Annotated in this window: 9 protein-coding genes; 4 read left to right on the top strand and 5 right to left on the bottom strand. The window is 65.7% G+C overall.

Features of this window, described 5'->3' with window-relative positions:
* On the top strand, positions 1-920 hold a 920-nt coding region (locus JaAD80_RS19425; protein WP_102296456.1), incomplete at its 5' end, for an AAC(3) family N-acetyltransferase.
* Here JaAD80_RS19425 and hepB read toward each other — a convergent pair.
* A complete protein-coding gene (gene hepB / locus JaAD80_RS19430) occupies positions 865-3,753 on the bottom strand; it encodes a heparin/heparin-sulfate lyase HepB (RefSeq protein ID WP_146012434.1) in 2,889 nt (962 codons plus the stop codon). The genes JaAD80_RS19425 and hepB overlap by 56 nt on opposite strands.
* A 162-nt stretch (positions 3,754-3,915) precedes the next feature.
* Positions 3,916-6,183: an OPT family oligopeptide transporter gene (locus tag JaAD80_RS19435; RefSeq protein ID WP_102296460.1), complete on the bottom strand. Its 2,268-nt coding sequence runs from the start codon at positions 6,181-6,183 to the stop codon at positions 3,916-3,918.
* 258 nt (positions 6,184-6,441) lie between these two features.
* On the opposite strand from JaAD80_RS19435, the gene JaAD80_RS19440 reads away from it, so the two are divergent.
* Complete coding sequence (locus JaAD80_RS19440; RefSeq protein WP_102296462.1) at positions 6,442-8,721, top strand: penicillin-binding protein 1A; 2,280 nt, start codon at positions 6,442-6,444, stop codon at positions 8,719-8,721.
* Between the two features lie 62 nt (positions 8,722-8,783).
* On the opposite strand, the gene JaAD80_RS19445 is transcribed toward JaAD80_RS19440, so the two are convergent.
* Positions 8,784-9,440: a TetR/AcrR family transcriptional regulator gene (locus JaAD80_RS19445; protein ID WP_258003091.1), complete on the bottom strand. Its 657-nt coding sequence runs from the start codon at positions 9,438-9,440 to the stop codon at positions 8,784-8,786.
* Positions 9,441-9,840: 400 nt separating this feature from the next.
* On the opposite strand from JaAD80_RS19445, the gene JaAD80_RS19450 reads away from it, so the two are divergent.
* On the top strand, positions 9,841-10,755 hold the full coding sequence (locus JaAD80_RS19450; RefSeq protein ID WP_102296466.1) for a triacylglycerol lipase: 915 nt from the start codon (positions 9,841-9,843) through the stop codon (positions 10,753-10,755).
* A 10-nt stretch (positions 10,756-10,765) separates the two neighbouring features.
* Positions 10,766-11,686, top strand: coding sequence for a lipase secretion chaperone (locus tag JaAD80_RS19455; protein WP_102296468.1), 921 nt, complete (start codon positions 10,766-10,768; stop codon positions 11,684-11,686).
* Between the two features lie 17 nt (positions 11,687-11,703).
* Here the strand turns inward: JaAD80_RS19455 and JaAD80_RS19460 are convergent, their stop codons facing one another.
* Together JaAD80_RS19460 and JaAD80_RS19465 are read right to left on the bottom strand one after the other, a co-directional pair.
* Complete coding sequence (locus JaAD80_RS19460) at positions 11,704-14,478, bottom strand: winged helix-turn-helix domain-containing protein (protein WP_180979486.1); 2,775 nt, start codon at positions 14,476-14,478, stop codon at positions 11,704-11,706.
* Between the two features lie 111 nt (positions 14,479-14,589).
* Positions 14,590-15,879, bottom strand: a complete 1,290-nt coding sequence (locus JaAD80_RS19465; protein ID WP_102296472.1) for a bifunctional diguanylate cyclase/phosphodiesterase — start codon at positions 15,877-15,879, stop codon at positions 14,590-14,592.
* Positions 15,880-15,975 lie beyond the last annotated feature (96 nt).

Below are 15,975 nucleotides of genomic sequence, written 5' to 3' on the forward strand. Positions count from 1 at the left end.
GCCAGGGCGGCCGCCACGTGACGCGCGCCGAACTGGCGGCCGGTCTGGCGCGGCTGGGCGTGGCGCACGGCGATGTGCTGTTCGTCCACTCCTCGCTGAAAAGCCTGGGCTACGTGGAAGGCGGCGCGTTGACGGTGATCCGCGCCCTGCAGGACGCCGTCGGCCCGCAAGGCAGCCTGCTGCTGCCCACCTATTATCTGCCCGGCGGCAGCGTGCGCGCCACCTGCGACCTGCCTGGCTATGTGTTCGATCCGCGCCGCCACGGCACGCACATGGGGCGCCTGCCCGAGGCGTTCCTGGCCAGCGGCAACATCCATCGCAGCATCCACCCCACGCATTCCGTGTCGGCCTGGGGCCGCCATGCCGCCCACCTCACCGCAGACCACCACCGTGCGCCTTCGATCTTTGGCGCAGGCTCGCCCTGGCAGCGCTGCATCGGCTGCGAGCAGGCCAAAGTGCTGGGCCTGGGCATTTCCATGGGACCGGTCACGTTCTACCACGCGCTGGAAGACGCCATGGGCAAGGCCTTTCCCGTCCCCGTCTGGGAGAACAGGACGGCGCTGCTGGCCTGCCTGGACCACGATGGCAAGCGCTGGCAAGTCCCCGTGCGCCCTTTCGATCCCGCCATCGCCCAGCGCCGCATCGACCATCCCGGCCGCGGCGACTTGCGCGACTATTTTCAAACAGAGTTCGACGCCGCCGGCCTGCGCGCCAGCGGACAAGTGGGCGAGGCGGCATCGTGGCTGATACCGGCGCAGGCGTTCTATGCGCACCTGCGCCTGCTGGCCAGCGAAAACGTGACGATCTACGCCACCGCCGCGCAGCTGGCGGCGCGCGCCCGTCCCGCTCACCGCGCCCACCCCGCTACGGCACGGCCGGTGAGGCTGGCAAGACCGCTGGCGCGGGCCGGCTGCCAGTGACGCCGCGCTGCAGATCGTAAATGCCGCCGCCGCTGGCGACAAAATACAAGGTGCCGCCATCGGCACTCACCGCATCCTCGATGGGACCGTCCGTACCCCGCTTGCGCACCGTCCACGTCCCCTCCTGCAAATCGGCCACCAGCACCTGCATGGACGCGCTGTGCGCCGGCAGCTCGACGGTGACCGTCCCGTCCAGCGGCAAGCCGCTCTTCGAGAACAGCACCACGCGGTCCTTGATCCGCACGCCGGCCAGCAAGGCCGAATCGATGGCCGTCGTCGGCAATGCGGGCAGCGGGCTGCTGGCATCCATCACCTGCATCACGTTGAGGAACAGGTCCGTTTCATTGGGGCCCGGCGGCGACACTTCCAGCCGCCAGGCGCCCGCTTCCTCGGTCGAATACTCGGCTTCCGGCTGGATGGCATAATTCGTCCCGCCGACACTGAACTCGTTGCCGCTGCCGCCCACCTTGGCCAGCACGGCATTTGCCGGCAGCACGGTGCGGTTCACCAGCTTGCCGTTGTACTGCAAGGTATGGTTATAGTCCCATTCCGTACGCCGGATGATCGCCGTGTCGCCGCTGATCTCCGGTTCATTCTGGCTGTGCAGCAGCCAGGTCTTCCTGAAGCCCGCGTCGCTGGCACTGACCTTGTCAAACACGACCAGCGCTGCCGGATGGTCCGCATCCTTCAGATTCAGGAATACGAACGAACGCTGGAACTGGCGCACCTTGGCGCTGTATGCGGCTGTCAGGTCGCCCTTGATGTAGCTGAAGTCGGGCGCCCCCGCCACGCCGCCGACCTGCTGCTGGCGCAGCACCGTGGCCACCTTGTAGCCATTGGCCAGTTCCGCCAGGCTTTGCGGCTCGTCGCCCGGGAAACGCTGGCCGCCGTCATTCGCATAACCGTCAAATTGTTCGTCCGGATCATGCACCAGCATGGTGTTGTGCGCGATGCTGCGCTTGTGATAATTCATGTCGTGCGCGCTGCCGTATTCGAGCACGATGGCGGGATCGGCGACATCCCGGCCGCTATAAATGCCCGAATCAATGGCAAGGGCGCCCTTGTAGTAAATCTGGAAATGCCCGGCATCATAATGCTCGTGGTTGCCGAACCAGTCGCCACCGAGCTTCATCGTCGCCACGACATCGCCTGACTGAACCTGAATGCGCTCGCCCTCCGTCCAGCCCGTGCGGGCGACCATCAGTCCGGCGGGGTCCGGGAAATACTTGGTCAACGGCAACGCCGTCGGGCCGGGCGTGCTGCCCATGGCCGTATTGCCCAGCAGAATGGGCCAGATGCTGTCCCTGGAATGGATAAAGCTGGCCGACTGCTGCTGCGACTGCTTCAAATACTCCTGCTTCAAGGTGGCATTGTTGTAATAGGTGGCGGGCAGCATGAAGGCCAGCGGTTCGCTCCAGTATTGCGTGCTGTTGGTGTAGGAAGAATGGTAGACGTCGCCATCGCGCATCCATTGCCCGTCGGGGCGGCGCGTGTACAGCCAATGATACGGCGTCATCTGCTGCACGGGATCGAACACGGGAGCGGCGCCCATGCGCCGGAATATCCATGCGGCGTACATATCCGCCAGGAAGCGTACCGTGCCGTAGGAGGCGCCCTGGTGATAGGCTTGCGCGGCGTAGGCGTAATTGCGCGGCGCGATATAGTCGGAAAAAAAGCGCCCGGCAACGATGTTGTAGACCAGCGGCGCCTCGTCATAAAAGGCGATGGCGGCGGCCAGCTGGTCGCGCAGCAGCTGGTTGTCGCTGCCATGGCCGACGACAGCGCCCTGCCGCGATGGCGGAAAGCCGATTTCCATCGTCGCCGCCAGCTGGCTAAAGCGCGTGACGACATACGCGCGCTGCTGCGCCGTCATCAGGGCGAAACACCAGTCGTACACCATGGCGCTGGCCAGGACGATATCGCCTTTCTCGTTCGGATGATTGTAGCCGGGCGCGAAACGCACGGCCGCCAGGTAATCGAGCAGCATCTTCACGGCTTCCTGGCCGCGCTGCGCCTGGTCCGCCGGGCCGCCATATTCATACAAAAGGGAGTGCAGCGCTTTCGCCTTGATCCTGCTCACCACATCGCCCTGGTGGTTGTTCCTGGCCGGACCACCGGGCACGAACACGGGCAGCGCCACCACCGCCGGCGCCTCGACAAACCCCTTCAGGACAGCGCGGTGCGGTGCCATTTCCTGCGCAGCCGATTCGAAACGGCCGCGTATCGCCGCCAGGTCCCCTGCCCTGGCAAACACGCGCGGATGCTCGCCAGCGGGCGGCAGCACGGTGGGCAGCGGATACACGCCATAACCTTGCGGCACGAAATCGGCCAGCGCCGTCACCAGCAGGCAATCGATGCCCAGGCCGCCCTCGCGGTACTGCAGCTTCAGTTCACGCTCGCCGGCGGCCAGCCAGCGCGTGACAGGCATCCACGTCCACTGCGCCGGCTGGCCGGCGGCAACCGGCACGGCGACGCTGGCATAGGCGGCATTGTCGAGCGCCAGGTACAGGGACGCGGCGTTCGCCGCCGGCGCCAGCACGCGCAGCCAGATGGTGTAGTGGCCGTCGCGGGGCACGGCCACGGTGTACGACAACTGTGCCGCCGCGCCTGGCGCCTCGGCGCGCGCCAGGTCGACGGGCGTACTCAGGTAAGCACCGCCAGAGACCACGTTGCGGCCCAGGCTTTCCGTCGCCCACGGTGCGCCAGGCGCCGTGGTTTCCGCTTCAAACATGGCCTCGACGGGAAAAGGCGCGGCATGGAGAACGGGACACGCCGCCAGCAAGGCAACATGGATAAAACCGTGCAAGGTGTGACGGCATCGCAGCGTGGACATGGATAGCACTCCAGTTTGTTGTATTTTAAATAGCACGAACAATACACCATCCAGCGCATTTTGATTTCATTTTTATAACAAATTGTGCCGCTGCCTGCCTGATACCCGCAAAAAAAAACGCCCGGTATGATCCGGGCGGTTTTCATTGGACAGGCCAAGACATCAGGCGGGCGGGCTATCCGTCTTCTTCTCGCGCGCCACGAGATACAGCAGCACGATGATGGCCGCATACGGCAGCAGCGACAGCGCATCCGACTGCAGGCCCGCGTAGAACGGATTGCCATGCTCGGCCCAGTCGGCCATCATCTGGTCGAAGTGCGTCAGCACGCCAGCCGTGATGGCGATGATGATGCCGGCCAGCGCACCGCCGGCGATGTAGCCGGAGGCCAGCAGCACGCCCGAACTGCGGTCGCCCGCCAGCTGGCGCTCTTCCTCGTTCAGCTTGGCGTTGTGTTCCAGCTTGTTGTTGCGGCGGTCGGCCAGCCAGCGCACCAGGCCACCGACGAAGATCGGCAAGGTGGACGACAGCGGCAGGTACACGCCCACGGAAAACGCCAGGGACGGGATGCCGGCCATTTCCAGCACCACGGCGATCATCACGCCAAACAGCACCAGGGTCCATGGCAGCTGCTGGTCGAGGATGCCCTTGATGATGTAGGACATCAGCACGGCCTTCGGCGCATCGTATTTCTTCACTTCCGTGCCGTCCGGGCGCTTGTTGTAATGGCCGTTGATGCCCGGGTCGACCAGGTAGGCCAGCTGGCCATCTTCCTTCACAAAATACTTGCCGGCCGGGCCGCCCACGGTATCGGTCTTTTGCCAGACTTTATACGTATTGTGGTCGGTATCGGCTTGCGGGCCATGCAGCTCGCCCGTCACCGTCAGCTTCGACGCGTCGACCGTCAGGCCAGGCGCCACTTGCGCGGCCGGCACGTAGACGGTGCTGGCATCATTGAGTTTCAGCAGGATCGGTCCCAGGATCAGGGCCGACGACAAGGCGCCCGCCAGAATCGCGTACTGCTGCAGGCGCGGCGTGGCGCCCACCAGGTAGCCCGTCTTCAAGTCTTGCGACGTGGTGCCGGCGTTGCTGGCGGCGATACACACGATGGCGCCGACCGACAGGGCTGTCACATAGTAGCGCCCGCCCGTCCAGCCCATGATCAGGAAGATCAGACAGGTAAACAGCAAGGTGGCCACGGCCATGCCGGAAATCGGGTTCGACGAGGAACCGATTTCACCGGTCAGGCGCGACGACACGGTGGCGAACAGGAAGCCGAAGACGAGGATCAGCAGCGCACCGAGGAAATTCATGTGCAGCGGCGTGGCAAAGGTGATCACGGCGATGATGGCCAGGCAGCCGATGACCACCCATTTCAGGGGAATATCCTGGTCGGTGCGCAGGGTGGACGTCGCCTTGACGCCCTTGCCCAGGCCCTTCAGGCCGGCCGACAGGCTGCGCCAGATCATCGGCATGGCGCGTACCAGCGAAATCAGGCCGCCGGCGGCGACGGCGCCCGCGCCGATGTACAGCACGTAGGCGCTGCGTACGTCGTCGGCGCCCATTTCGCTGATCAATTTGGTGCCCGGCGAAAGCACGGTGGTCAAGCTGTCGCCGAAGAACTTGATCATCGGGATCAGCACCAGGTACGACAGCACGCCGCCGGCCGCCATGGTGGCGGCGATGCGCGGGCCGATGATGTAGCCCACGCCCAGCAATTCAGGCGAAATCTCGGCGCCGATGGAGCCGCCCTTCAGCGGTGCGGCAAATTCCACGCCCGGCGTGTCCTTCCAGCCCTTGAACGAGATATTGAAGACCTTGTACAGCAGGCCGACGGCAAAGCCGCCGAAGATGATCTTGGCGCGGCGCTTGGCGTCCAGCGCGGCGGCCGAATCCTTGGCGATGCTTTCGCCGGCGGCCAGGCGCGATTCTTCCGTGGCGGCGGCCTTCAGCACTTCGGCGCAGGCCGTGCCTTCGGGGAATTTGAGTTCCTTGTGCTGGTCGACGATCATGGTGCGGCGCATCGGGATCATCATCAGGATGCCCAGCAGGCCACCAAGAATACCGACCAGCATGACACGCGAGATTTCCAGGTCGAAGCCGAGAATCAGGATGGCGGGCATGGTCACGCCCAGGCCGAAGGCCAGCGATTCGCCGGCCGAACCTGCCGTTTGCGTGATGCTGTTTTCCAGGATCGACGAATCCTTGCCGCCCACCTTCTTGGCCAGGCCGAACAGGGTGATGGCGATGACGGCGACGGGAATCGAGGCGCTGACGGTCAGGCCCACTTTCAGCACCAGGTACAGCGAGGAGGCGCCAAAGACCATCCCCAGGATGACGCCCATGAATAGCGCGCGGAAGGTCATCTCGGGCAGCTTCGCATCGGCCGGGATGTACGGCTTCACGACGCTCGGTGTTGCATCTTTTGCCATGGATATTTCCTTAATTTTTAAAAATAAACAGCCCGGATTGACGCCCGGGCTATTTTCTTGAAGCCGAGACTATCGCACAGCCGCGTTTCGATGAAAAGGTTTTTTGCTCCCGCCCCGGGTGCCTGGCCCGGCGCCCGCCAACGCCGGGGCGCCGGGCGCATTGGTCTATAATCGCTGCCACCGTGCCCTGCACGCTCACGCGAGACTGACTTGACTGCCAAACGATCCGGATTTCCCTGGCCTTCGCGCCGCGCCACCATGCGCGGCTTCATCATCGCCGGCTGCGCCGCGCTGGCCGCTGCCCTGCTGCTGGCCGCGTGGCTGTTCCTGTACGTGCGCCCGCGCCTGCCCGAGCTGGGCGTCATCACCGACTACCAGCCGAAGATCCCGCTGCGCGTCTACACGGCAGACAATGTGCTGATCGGCGAATTCGGCGAGGAACACCGCGACTTCGTGCCGATCGCGCAAGTGCCGGAAATGATGAAAAAGGCCCTGCTGGCCATCGAGGACAGCCGCTTCTATGAACACAACGGCATCGACTTCGTGCGCGCCGGCGGCGCCGTGCTGTCGAACCTGCGCCACGGCTTCGGCCACGGCGGCGGCTCGACCATCACCATGCAGGTGGCGCGCAACTTCTTCCTGACGCGCGAAAAAGTCGCCTCGCGCAAGCTCAATGAAATCATGCTGGCCCTCAAAATCGAGTCAGCCCTGTCGAAAGACCAGATTCTCGAGCTGTACATGAACCAGATGTACCTGGGCCAGCGCTCGTTCGGCTTCGGCAGCGCGGCGCAGACGTATTTCGGCAAGCCTTTGTCGGAACTGTCGATCGCCGAAATGGCCATGCTGGCCGGCCTGCCGCAAAATCCTTCGCGCCACAACCCGATCAGCAATCCGAAAAAAGCGCACGCGCGCCAGCAGCTGGTCTTGAAGCGCATGCGCGAACTCGATTACATCAGCGAAGGCCAGTATCGGCAGGCACTGGCCCAGCCGCTGCATGTCAACAGCCGCGGCAAGCAGGGCTTCGACACGCACGCCGAATACGTGGCTGAACTGGCGCGCCAGGCCGTCTACGCGCAATACAAGGAAGACAGCTATACCAAGGGCATCAGCGTCTACACGACGATCCTGAAAGCCGATCAGGACGCAGCCTACGCGTCGACGCGCCGCAACGTCATCGCCTATGACCAGCGCCACGGCTACCGCGGCCCGGAAACCTTCATCGACATGCCCGCCGATCCGGAGCAGCGCGACGACGCCATCGACGCCGCACTGCAAAAACGCCCGGACAGCGACGGCCTGATCGCCGCTGTCGTCACGGACGTCGCCAGCGGCAAGGTGATGGCCGACATCGGCGACGGCGACGCCAAGGCCATCACGGGAGACGGCTTGCGCTTCGCCGCCCCGGCGCTATCCGCCAAGGCCAGCGCCGGCATCAAGCTGCGCCCCGGCGCCGTGATCCGCATCAGCCAGGACGCCAAGGGCAACTGGGCCATCACGCAAGTGCCGCTGGTGGCCGCCGCCTTTGTCTCGCTCGACGCCGACACGGGCGCCTACCACGCCATGGTGGGCGGCTTCGACTACAACCTGCAAAAGTTCAACCACGTCACGCAAGCGTGGCGCCAGCCCGGTTCGGCCATGAAGCCCTTCGTGTATTCGGCGGCGCTGGAAAAAGGCTTTTCGCCGGCCACCCTGATCAACGACGTGCCTTTGGAAATGCAGGCGGGCGGCAAGGTATGGGCGCCGCAGAACGACGACTTCAAGTTCGATGGCCCGATCACCATGCGCTATGCGCTGGCGCAATCGAAGAACGTGGCCTCGGTGCGCATCCTGCGCGCGCTGGGCGTGTCGTACACCCACGATTTCCTGGAAAAATTCGGCTTTGATCCGGCGCGCCAGCCGAACAATCTGACCATGGCGCTGGGTACCGGCTCCGTTACGCCCGTGCAGATGGCGGGCGCCTACGCCCTGTTCGCCAACGGCGGCCACCAGGTGGAACCGTATCTGATCGACCGCATCGTCGACGCCAGGGGCACGGTGCTGATGCAGACCAAGCCACCTGCGCCTAACGATGACAAGACCCTGGCGCTGGACCCGCGCAACGCCTTCGTCATGGACAGCATGCTGCGCGAAGTGACGCGCTCGGGCACGGGTGCGGCGGCGACGAAAAAACTCGGACGCAATGACATCGCCGGCAAGACGGGCACCACCAGCGACGCCGTCGACGGCTGGTTCGCCGGCTATGGCGGCGGCATCGTGGCAGTGGCGTGGATGGGCTATGACGAGCCCAAGTCCCTGGGCGGAGGCGAATTCGGCTCCACCCTGGCCATGCCGATCTGGATCGACTACATGCGCACGGCCCTGTCGACCCGCCCGCAAGTGGCGCGCGCCGTGCCGGCGGGCCTGAGCCAGGTCGATGGCGAATGGATGTACGACGAATTCATCGACATGAATGGCGTGAGGACGCTGGACATGGAAGTGGAGACGCCGACGGATCCGGCGGCCGTGCCAGAGACGGTGCCGCCGGAAACCACGAACTGATGAACCCGTAGGTCGGGTTAGCCGGAACGGCGTAACCCGACAAGCCGCCGTCGGCAGCGTTTTTACGCCGCCTTGACCATGCTCAAATACCCGCGCACCGTACTGATGACACTGTCGGCGAAATCATCGACATTGACTTTCGCCGCGCGGTATTTCCAGCGTTTCACGTACCAGTCCTGGAACAGGGCCAGGCAATGCGCCGACAGCAGGGTCGGATCGCCTTGCGGCTTCGGTTCGATTTCCGCGATGGTGGTGGCGATCAGGGTCTGCACGAACAATTCGGAATTTTTCGCCATGCTGCGCTGCTCCACCTGCAGCACGCGCGAATCCATGAAGACAAAATAAAACCACGGCTGCAGCACCTCGGACAGGTAGATCGACGAGCGTATCATCGCCTCGATCCGGTCCAGCGGCGACTTCACGTCGGCGAACAGCAGCGGCATGGCCTGCGTGGCGTGGCGCACCACGTCCTCGATCATCTCGGCCAGTTGATCCTTGCTGGTGATGTAGCCATACAACCCGCCCATCGACAAACCCGTCTCGCGGCACAGGTCGCGCAAGCTCATGGCGCGGAAACCCACGTCATTGGCCAGGCGGAAAGTGGCACCGAAGATGCGTTCGAGATTTTCCAGTGCCGGCTTGCGGCGCTTGACGCCGATACGGCCCGCGTGGCGGTCAAGAATATATTCCCAGATATTTTCGCCATTCAAAGGCGTCATCTGCTGAAACTGTTCAAAATTAAAATGGGTCGACAAGTGCATTCCCAAGTAACGGTTATGAGCGGTGTAAATACAGCGCCGGAAAATGGCCCTGCAAGACGGCGGGACTGCGGATTTCGGGGCGATTATAGCTCAGGAAAACAACTATTTGACTTTTCAACTATGCAATGGGCGTATAAGCAACGAGGAATGCGCACAGTTATTGCGCTGCATCATGCAATTCAAATGCTTTTTCCATCCAGCAGTGCTACATTTCAAAAACCGAGCGCTCGCTATATTTAAGACATCAATAGAATGTAAGGCCCGCACGCGGTAATCGCTACAGCTTCGACATTTCCACTTATTTCCACTATTAACCGGTGAGTGATTTGGCCGGTCACAAATACATAACGGAGACAAAATGAAGAATCGCTTCTGGCAACTGCTATCGACCCTGCTGTTTTCCCTCGCCATGCTGCCCGGCAGCGCCAGCGCCGCCGGCTACACGCAAACCAAATACCCTATCGTCCTCGTGCACGGCCTGTTCGGCTTTGACAAGCTGGGTCCCGTCGAATATTTCTATGGCATCCCCGCCGCCCTGCGCAGCGGCGGCGCGCAAGTGTATGTGACCACCGTATCGGCTGCCAACAGCACCGAAGTGCGCGGCGAGCAGCTGCTGTCGCAGGTGCGGCAAATCCTCGCCGCCACGGGCGCGGCCAAGGTCAATTTGATCGGCCATAGCCACGGCGGCCCCACGGCCCGCTATGTCGCCTCCGTGCGCCCCGACCTGGTAGCGTCCGTCACCAGCGTGGCCGGCGTCAACAAGGGATCCAAGGTGGCCGATATCCTCAGCGGCGCCATTCCCAATACCAGCGGCGCGCTGGGCAATGCGCTCGCTTCCCTGATCGGTATTTTGTCAGGCAACAAGGGACTGCCGCAAAACGCGGGCGCCTCGCTGGCGTCCTTGTCCACGGCCGGTTCGCTGGCGTTCAACAGCCGCCATCCGCAAGGCATTCCCGCCAGCGCCTGCGGCGAAGGCGCCTACCAGGTGCAGGGCGTGCACTACTTTTCGTGGAGCGGCGCGCAGCCGTACACGAATGTGCTTGACGTGGGCGATCCGCTGCTGGCCGCCATCAGCCTGGCCTTCGGCGGCGCCAAGAACGATGGCCTGGTCAGCAGCTGCTCCAGCCACTTGGGCAAGGTGATCCGCGACGACTACGCCATGAACCACCTCGATGAAGTCAACCAGTTCGTTGGCATCGTCAACCTGTTCGAGACCAGCCCCGTGACGGTCTTCCGCCAGCAGGCCAACCGCCTGCAAGGCCTGGGACTGTAAGGAGAAGCGCATGCACGCGAAATGGATCATCGGCGCCAGCCTGGCGGCCCTGGCCCTTTATCTGGTCCTGCGGCCGGACGAGCCGCCGGCCCCGCCGCCGGAAAAGCCGGAGCCGGACCTGTTCGCGTTCGTGCGCTCGATGGAAGGCACGCGGCCCGATGGCAAGGTGACGGTGGCCGCCGGCGAGAAGCTGGTGGTCGACGCGGAACTGGGCCACCTGTTCGACTACTACCTGGCCGGCCTGGGCGAAAAGCCGCTGGCCGCCATCCGCAGCCAGATCGAGGCGGAACTGGACAAGCGCCTGTCCGCCGCCCCGGCGCGCGAGGCCAAGCGCCTGCTGGCTGCTTATTTGGCCTACAGGCAGGCGCTGGCCGGCGCGGAACAGGCCCTGCCCGCGCAGGCCGATGCCGCCACGGCGGCGCGCGCGCGGCTGCAAGCCATGCGCGGCCTGCGCGGCAATTACTTTACCCCCGAAGAAAGTGCGGGCCTGTTCGGCGCCAGTGACGCCCATGACGACGACGCCGTGGCGCGCATGGCCATACTCGGCGACGCCACGCTCGACGAAGCGCAGCGCCAGCAGAAACTGGCGGCGCTGGACCAGCTGCTGTCGCCGGCCCAGCGCGCCGCGCGCGACGCGCCCATGAAAGTGGCGCAGCTTGACGCGTCGGTGCAGGCGCTGCGCGCCCAGGGCGGCGGCGAGAATGAAGTCTACCGCCTGCGCGCCAGCACCTTCACGCCAGCGGCCGCGGCGCGCCTGGCGGAGCTGGACCGCGAGGAATCGCAGTGGCAGCAGCGCATCATCGCCTACCAGGCCGCCAGGGCGCAACAGGCCAGCCTGGCCGGCGGCGCACAGGATCCGGCGGCACTGCAGCAGCTGCGCGACGCCAGCTTCACGCCGGAGGAACAGCGCCGCCTGGGCGCCTACGAATAGGCGCCGCACCTGCGCAGCTACGTCAGGCGCGCCAGTAATTGCGCCGCCGCCATCACATCCGTGCTGCCCTGCCCCTGCTCAAAGCAGGCATGCACGGGCGCCAGCAGCGCCCTGGCCTCGGCACTGCGTCCCTGCGCATGCAGCAGCGTCGCCAGGCTGGTGGCGCAGCGCAGTTCCCAGCCCGGCACGCCCTGCTCGCGCGCCAGCGCCAGCGCCTCCTGCAGTTGCGCCGCCACTTGCGCCAGGCCCGCCTGGTCGTCTTCCTCCAGGGTGCGCCACTGGCGGTGCGCGGCGCGGCGCAGCACTTCCGGCATGCTCCACGGCGCCTGGCCCGTGCGGGCGCGCCGCACGGCCTGCGTATCAGCCGCGGCGTCATGCAAGGTGGCCATGACATCGATCTGCATGGGCCAGCTGCGCACCGTGGGCCAGGAAAATTCGCCGAGCCGTTCGTCCATGTCGAGCAGCTGCTGGTAGCCGGCGCCCCAGGCGCTCCAGTACAGCAGTCCGTAGCGCGCAGCATGCTCGCGCAGCAGACAGTTCCAGGCGCGCGCCAGTCCGTGCTGGCCGCACCACAGGGCCACGGGAATGGCGGAAAAGGCCAGCGCCACGCACAGCGAGGCGCCATTGTGCTCAAAGCCCAGCATCACCGCTTCGCGCGCGATATGCAGGGCTTCGTCGGGGCGCCCCAGCAGCCACAGGCAGCGCGACAGGTTGCCGCGCAAGCACACCTGGTGATCGGCCAGCAAGGCATTGTTCAGGGTCAGCTGGCCGGCGCCGTCGGGATGCGCCAGCACCATGCGCGCGAGTGCCGCCGATTCGCCGTGGCGCCCCTGCAGATGCTCGCCCGCCGAGCGCATGCGCGCCTGCACCAGCTGCATCGCCGTGCTGCCGCTGGCCTGGCACAGGGCGCCAAACTGCGCCACATAGGCGCCGGCGCCCGTGAAGTCGGCCAGCGCCATGCTGCAGATCCACATGCCGCAGATCGCCGCCGCACGCCGCGCGGTGCTGTCCGTCTGCATGGCCAGCGCATAACCGTGGCGGAAGGACAGCAGCATGGCGCCCGTCACGCCCTGCGTATGCATCAGCAGATGCGCCAGCGAGGCATGCAGCTGCATTTCGCTGTCGCGGTCATCGATCGCATGCAGCGCCAGCTGTTCCAGCGCCCGCTCCACGCGCACGCGGTATTCGTCCATCAGCGACAACTGGTAAAACAGGGTTTGCGCGGCCAGGGTCAGGGCGATGCCCAGCGCCGCATCGGCCGCATCGCCGAAGGCCCAGTCGATGGCGGCGCGCAGGTCGTCCACGTGGCGGCCATAGCAGGCGCTCCAGCTGGCGAACGACATGCGCTCCCAGTCGGCTGCCACGCGTTCGGCCAGCGCCAGGCAGTGGCGCGCATGGCGCAGGAACACGGCGTCGCCCTGCCCGCCCGCCTGCAGCTGCGTGGCCGCGTACGCGCGCGTCGTTTCCAGCAGCCGGTAATACACGTGCTCGCAGCAAAATTCAATGCTGACGAGGGATTTGGCGGCCAGGTCGGCCACCGTATCGAACACGTCGCGTCCCGCCACGGCGGTGGCCGACTGCATGCGGAAACGGCTGCTGAACGCGCTCAGCACCTGCAGCACCTCGCGCTCCTCGGCGTCCAGCAAACCATAGCTCCAGTCCAGGGTGGCGCGCAGGGTCTGGTGGCGCAGCGGCACATTGCGGGGGCCGCGCGTGAGCAGGCGGAAACGGTCGTCAAGCTGGCGCCGCAGTTCATGGATGCCAAAGTGGCCGCTGCGCCCGGCCGCCAGTTCCAGTGCCAGCGGGATGCCGTCGAGGCGGCGGCAGATTTCCGCCACCACGGGCACGTCGTCGTCGGCCAGCACGAAACTGTCATCAACGGCTGCGCAGCGCTCGCAAAACAGCTGCACGGCGGCGAAGTGCCGGGCCGCCTGCGCGTCGGGCACGACGTCGGCCGGCGGCAGTCCCAGCGCGGGCAGGCGCTGCAGATGTTCGCTGGTGATACGCAGCGGTTCGCGGCTGGTGGCCAGCACATGCAGCTGCGGCGCGCCCTTGAGCAAGGCATCGGCCAGCGCGGCCGCCGCGCCGATCACGTGTTCGCAGTTATCCAGCACGATCAGCATATGACGCTGGCGCAGATAAGCCAGCAGGCCGGGCATGGAATCGCCGGCCGGCACGGCCACGCCCAGCGCCGTGGCCAGGGCCAGCGGCACCAGGCGGCCTTCGCCCAGCGGCGCCAGGTCGACGAAGCAGACGCCATCGGCATAGCGGCGCAGCACGCGCGTGGCCAGCGCCACGGCTACCGTCGTCTTGCCGATACCGCCTGGTCCGACGATGCACAGCAGACGCAGTTGCAGCAGCTGGTTGGCCATCGCCTGCACGGTTTCGCCGCGGCCCACCATGCGCGTCAGCAGCACCGGCAGGTTGTGGCGCGGCTCGGGGGTGGCCGGGCCGGCCGCCGCCTGTCCCGTGTACGACAGGGGCGCCAGGAAGCCGTAGCCGCGTCCGGGGATGGTGGTGATGTAGCGCTGGCCGTCGCGGCCATCGCCCAGCACCTTGCGCAGCGCGGCCAGGTGCACGCGCAAGGTGGCGTCGTCGACAACGGCATGCGGCCAGACGATGGCCAGCAATTCATTCTTGTCGACCACCTCGCCGGCCCGCTCCAGCAATGCCAGCAGCAAGTCCATGGCGCGGCTCCCCAGGCGCAGCGCGCGCTCGCCATCGAACAGCAGGCGCTCGAGCGGCAATAGGCGAAACGGGCCGAAAACAAAGGCCGGAATGGAGCTGTTCATAGTTGATGCATGGGGAAAGAGTGAAAGCAAACGGCGTGCGGTGGCCATATTCTACTGAGCATCGGCGCCGGGCCGCATGGCGCCATGTATGCGTGCTGTTACAAGGCGCGCTCACATGGCCGTCGCCGGCGACGAATGCGGCGCGGCAGCGCCGGCCAGCAGCGCGCCGATGGACGCTGCCGGCGCCGGGCGGTGCAGGTAAAAGCCCTGCACCTGCTGGCAGCCCAGGCGGCGCAGGCGTTCGAGCTGCTCGCCGCTTTCCACGCCTTCTGCCACCACCTGCAAGCCCAGTCCGCGCGCCAGGGCGATGGTCGAGGCGACGATCATGGCGTCATTGCGGTCGATGGCAATGTCGCGGATAAAGGAGCGGTCGATCTTCAGCGTGTGGATCGGCAGCATCTTGATGTGGCTCAGGCCCGAATAACCGGTGCCGTAATCGTCGAGCGAAATGGCCACGCCCAGCGCGCGCAGGCGCACCAGCACATCCTTGGCCTGCGAGATATCGTCGATGAAGCAGCTTTCCGTCACTTCCAGTTCCAGCAGCCCTGGCGCCAGGCCGTACCTGTCCAGGCAGCGCGTCACGGTGGCCAGCAGCTGCGGGTCGCGCAGCTGCCGTGCCGAGATGTTGATCGCCACCGGCACCAGCGCCAGCCCCGCCATGCGCCACTGCGCCAGCTGGCGGCAGGCGGCGGCGATGCTCCAGTTGCCCAGCGCGATGATGGCCTGGGTTTCCTCGGCCAGGCCGATGAATTCATTCGGGAAGATCAGGCCATGCTGCGGATGGTCCCAGCGCAGCAGGGCTTCCAGGCCGACGATATGCCGGCGCGCCGTGTCGAACTTGCCCTGGTAATGCAGGCAGAATTCGTCGTCGCGCATGGCCAGCTCGAAGCGCCCCTGCAATTCCAGGCTGCGCGCCGACGACAGGTTCAGGGCCATGTCATGGAAACGGTAGCTGTCGCGCGCCGCCTTGGCGTTGTCCATGGCGCTGCCGGCACTGGCCAGCAAGGCGTCGACGCTTTGCCCGTCGCGCGGATACAGCGCGATGCCGATGCTGGCCGTGGCCGAGATCGCGGCGCCATCAGGCGCTGAAAATGGCTGGCGCAGCGCCGCGAGGGCGCTGCCGGCAACGGCTGCCAGGCGCTCCTCGCTGCCCACTTCGCACAGCAGCAGGACGAATTCATCGCCGCCGAAGCGCGCCAGCAGGTCGCCATCGCGCAACACGCGGCGCAGGCGCCCTGCCGCCTCCTGCAGCAAGGCGTCGCCGGCCAGGTGGCCCAGGCGCTCGTTGACGTGCTTGAAGCGGTCCATGTCGACCAGCAGCAGCGCATAATGGTTGCGGCTATGGCGCGCCTGCAGCAGCTTGGCGCCGGCGCTGTCATAGAAGCGGCGGCGGCTGGCCACCCCCCGTCAGTGCGTCGCAGGCGGCCAGCTGGTCGGCGCGCTGTTTTTCGCGCGCCAGCTGCAGGCTCAGGGTGATGTGCGCGCCTTCCGCCTGGC

Origin of the sequence: Janthinobacterium sp. AD80, from assembly GCF_002878455.1 — a bacterium.
Classification (GTDB): domain Bacteria; phylum Pseudomonadota; class Gammaproteobacteria; order Burkholderiales; family Burkholderiaceae_D; genus Janthinobacterium.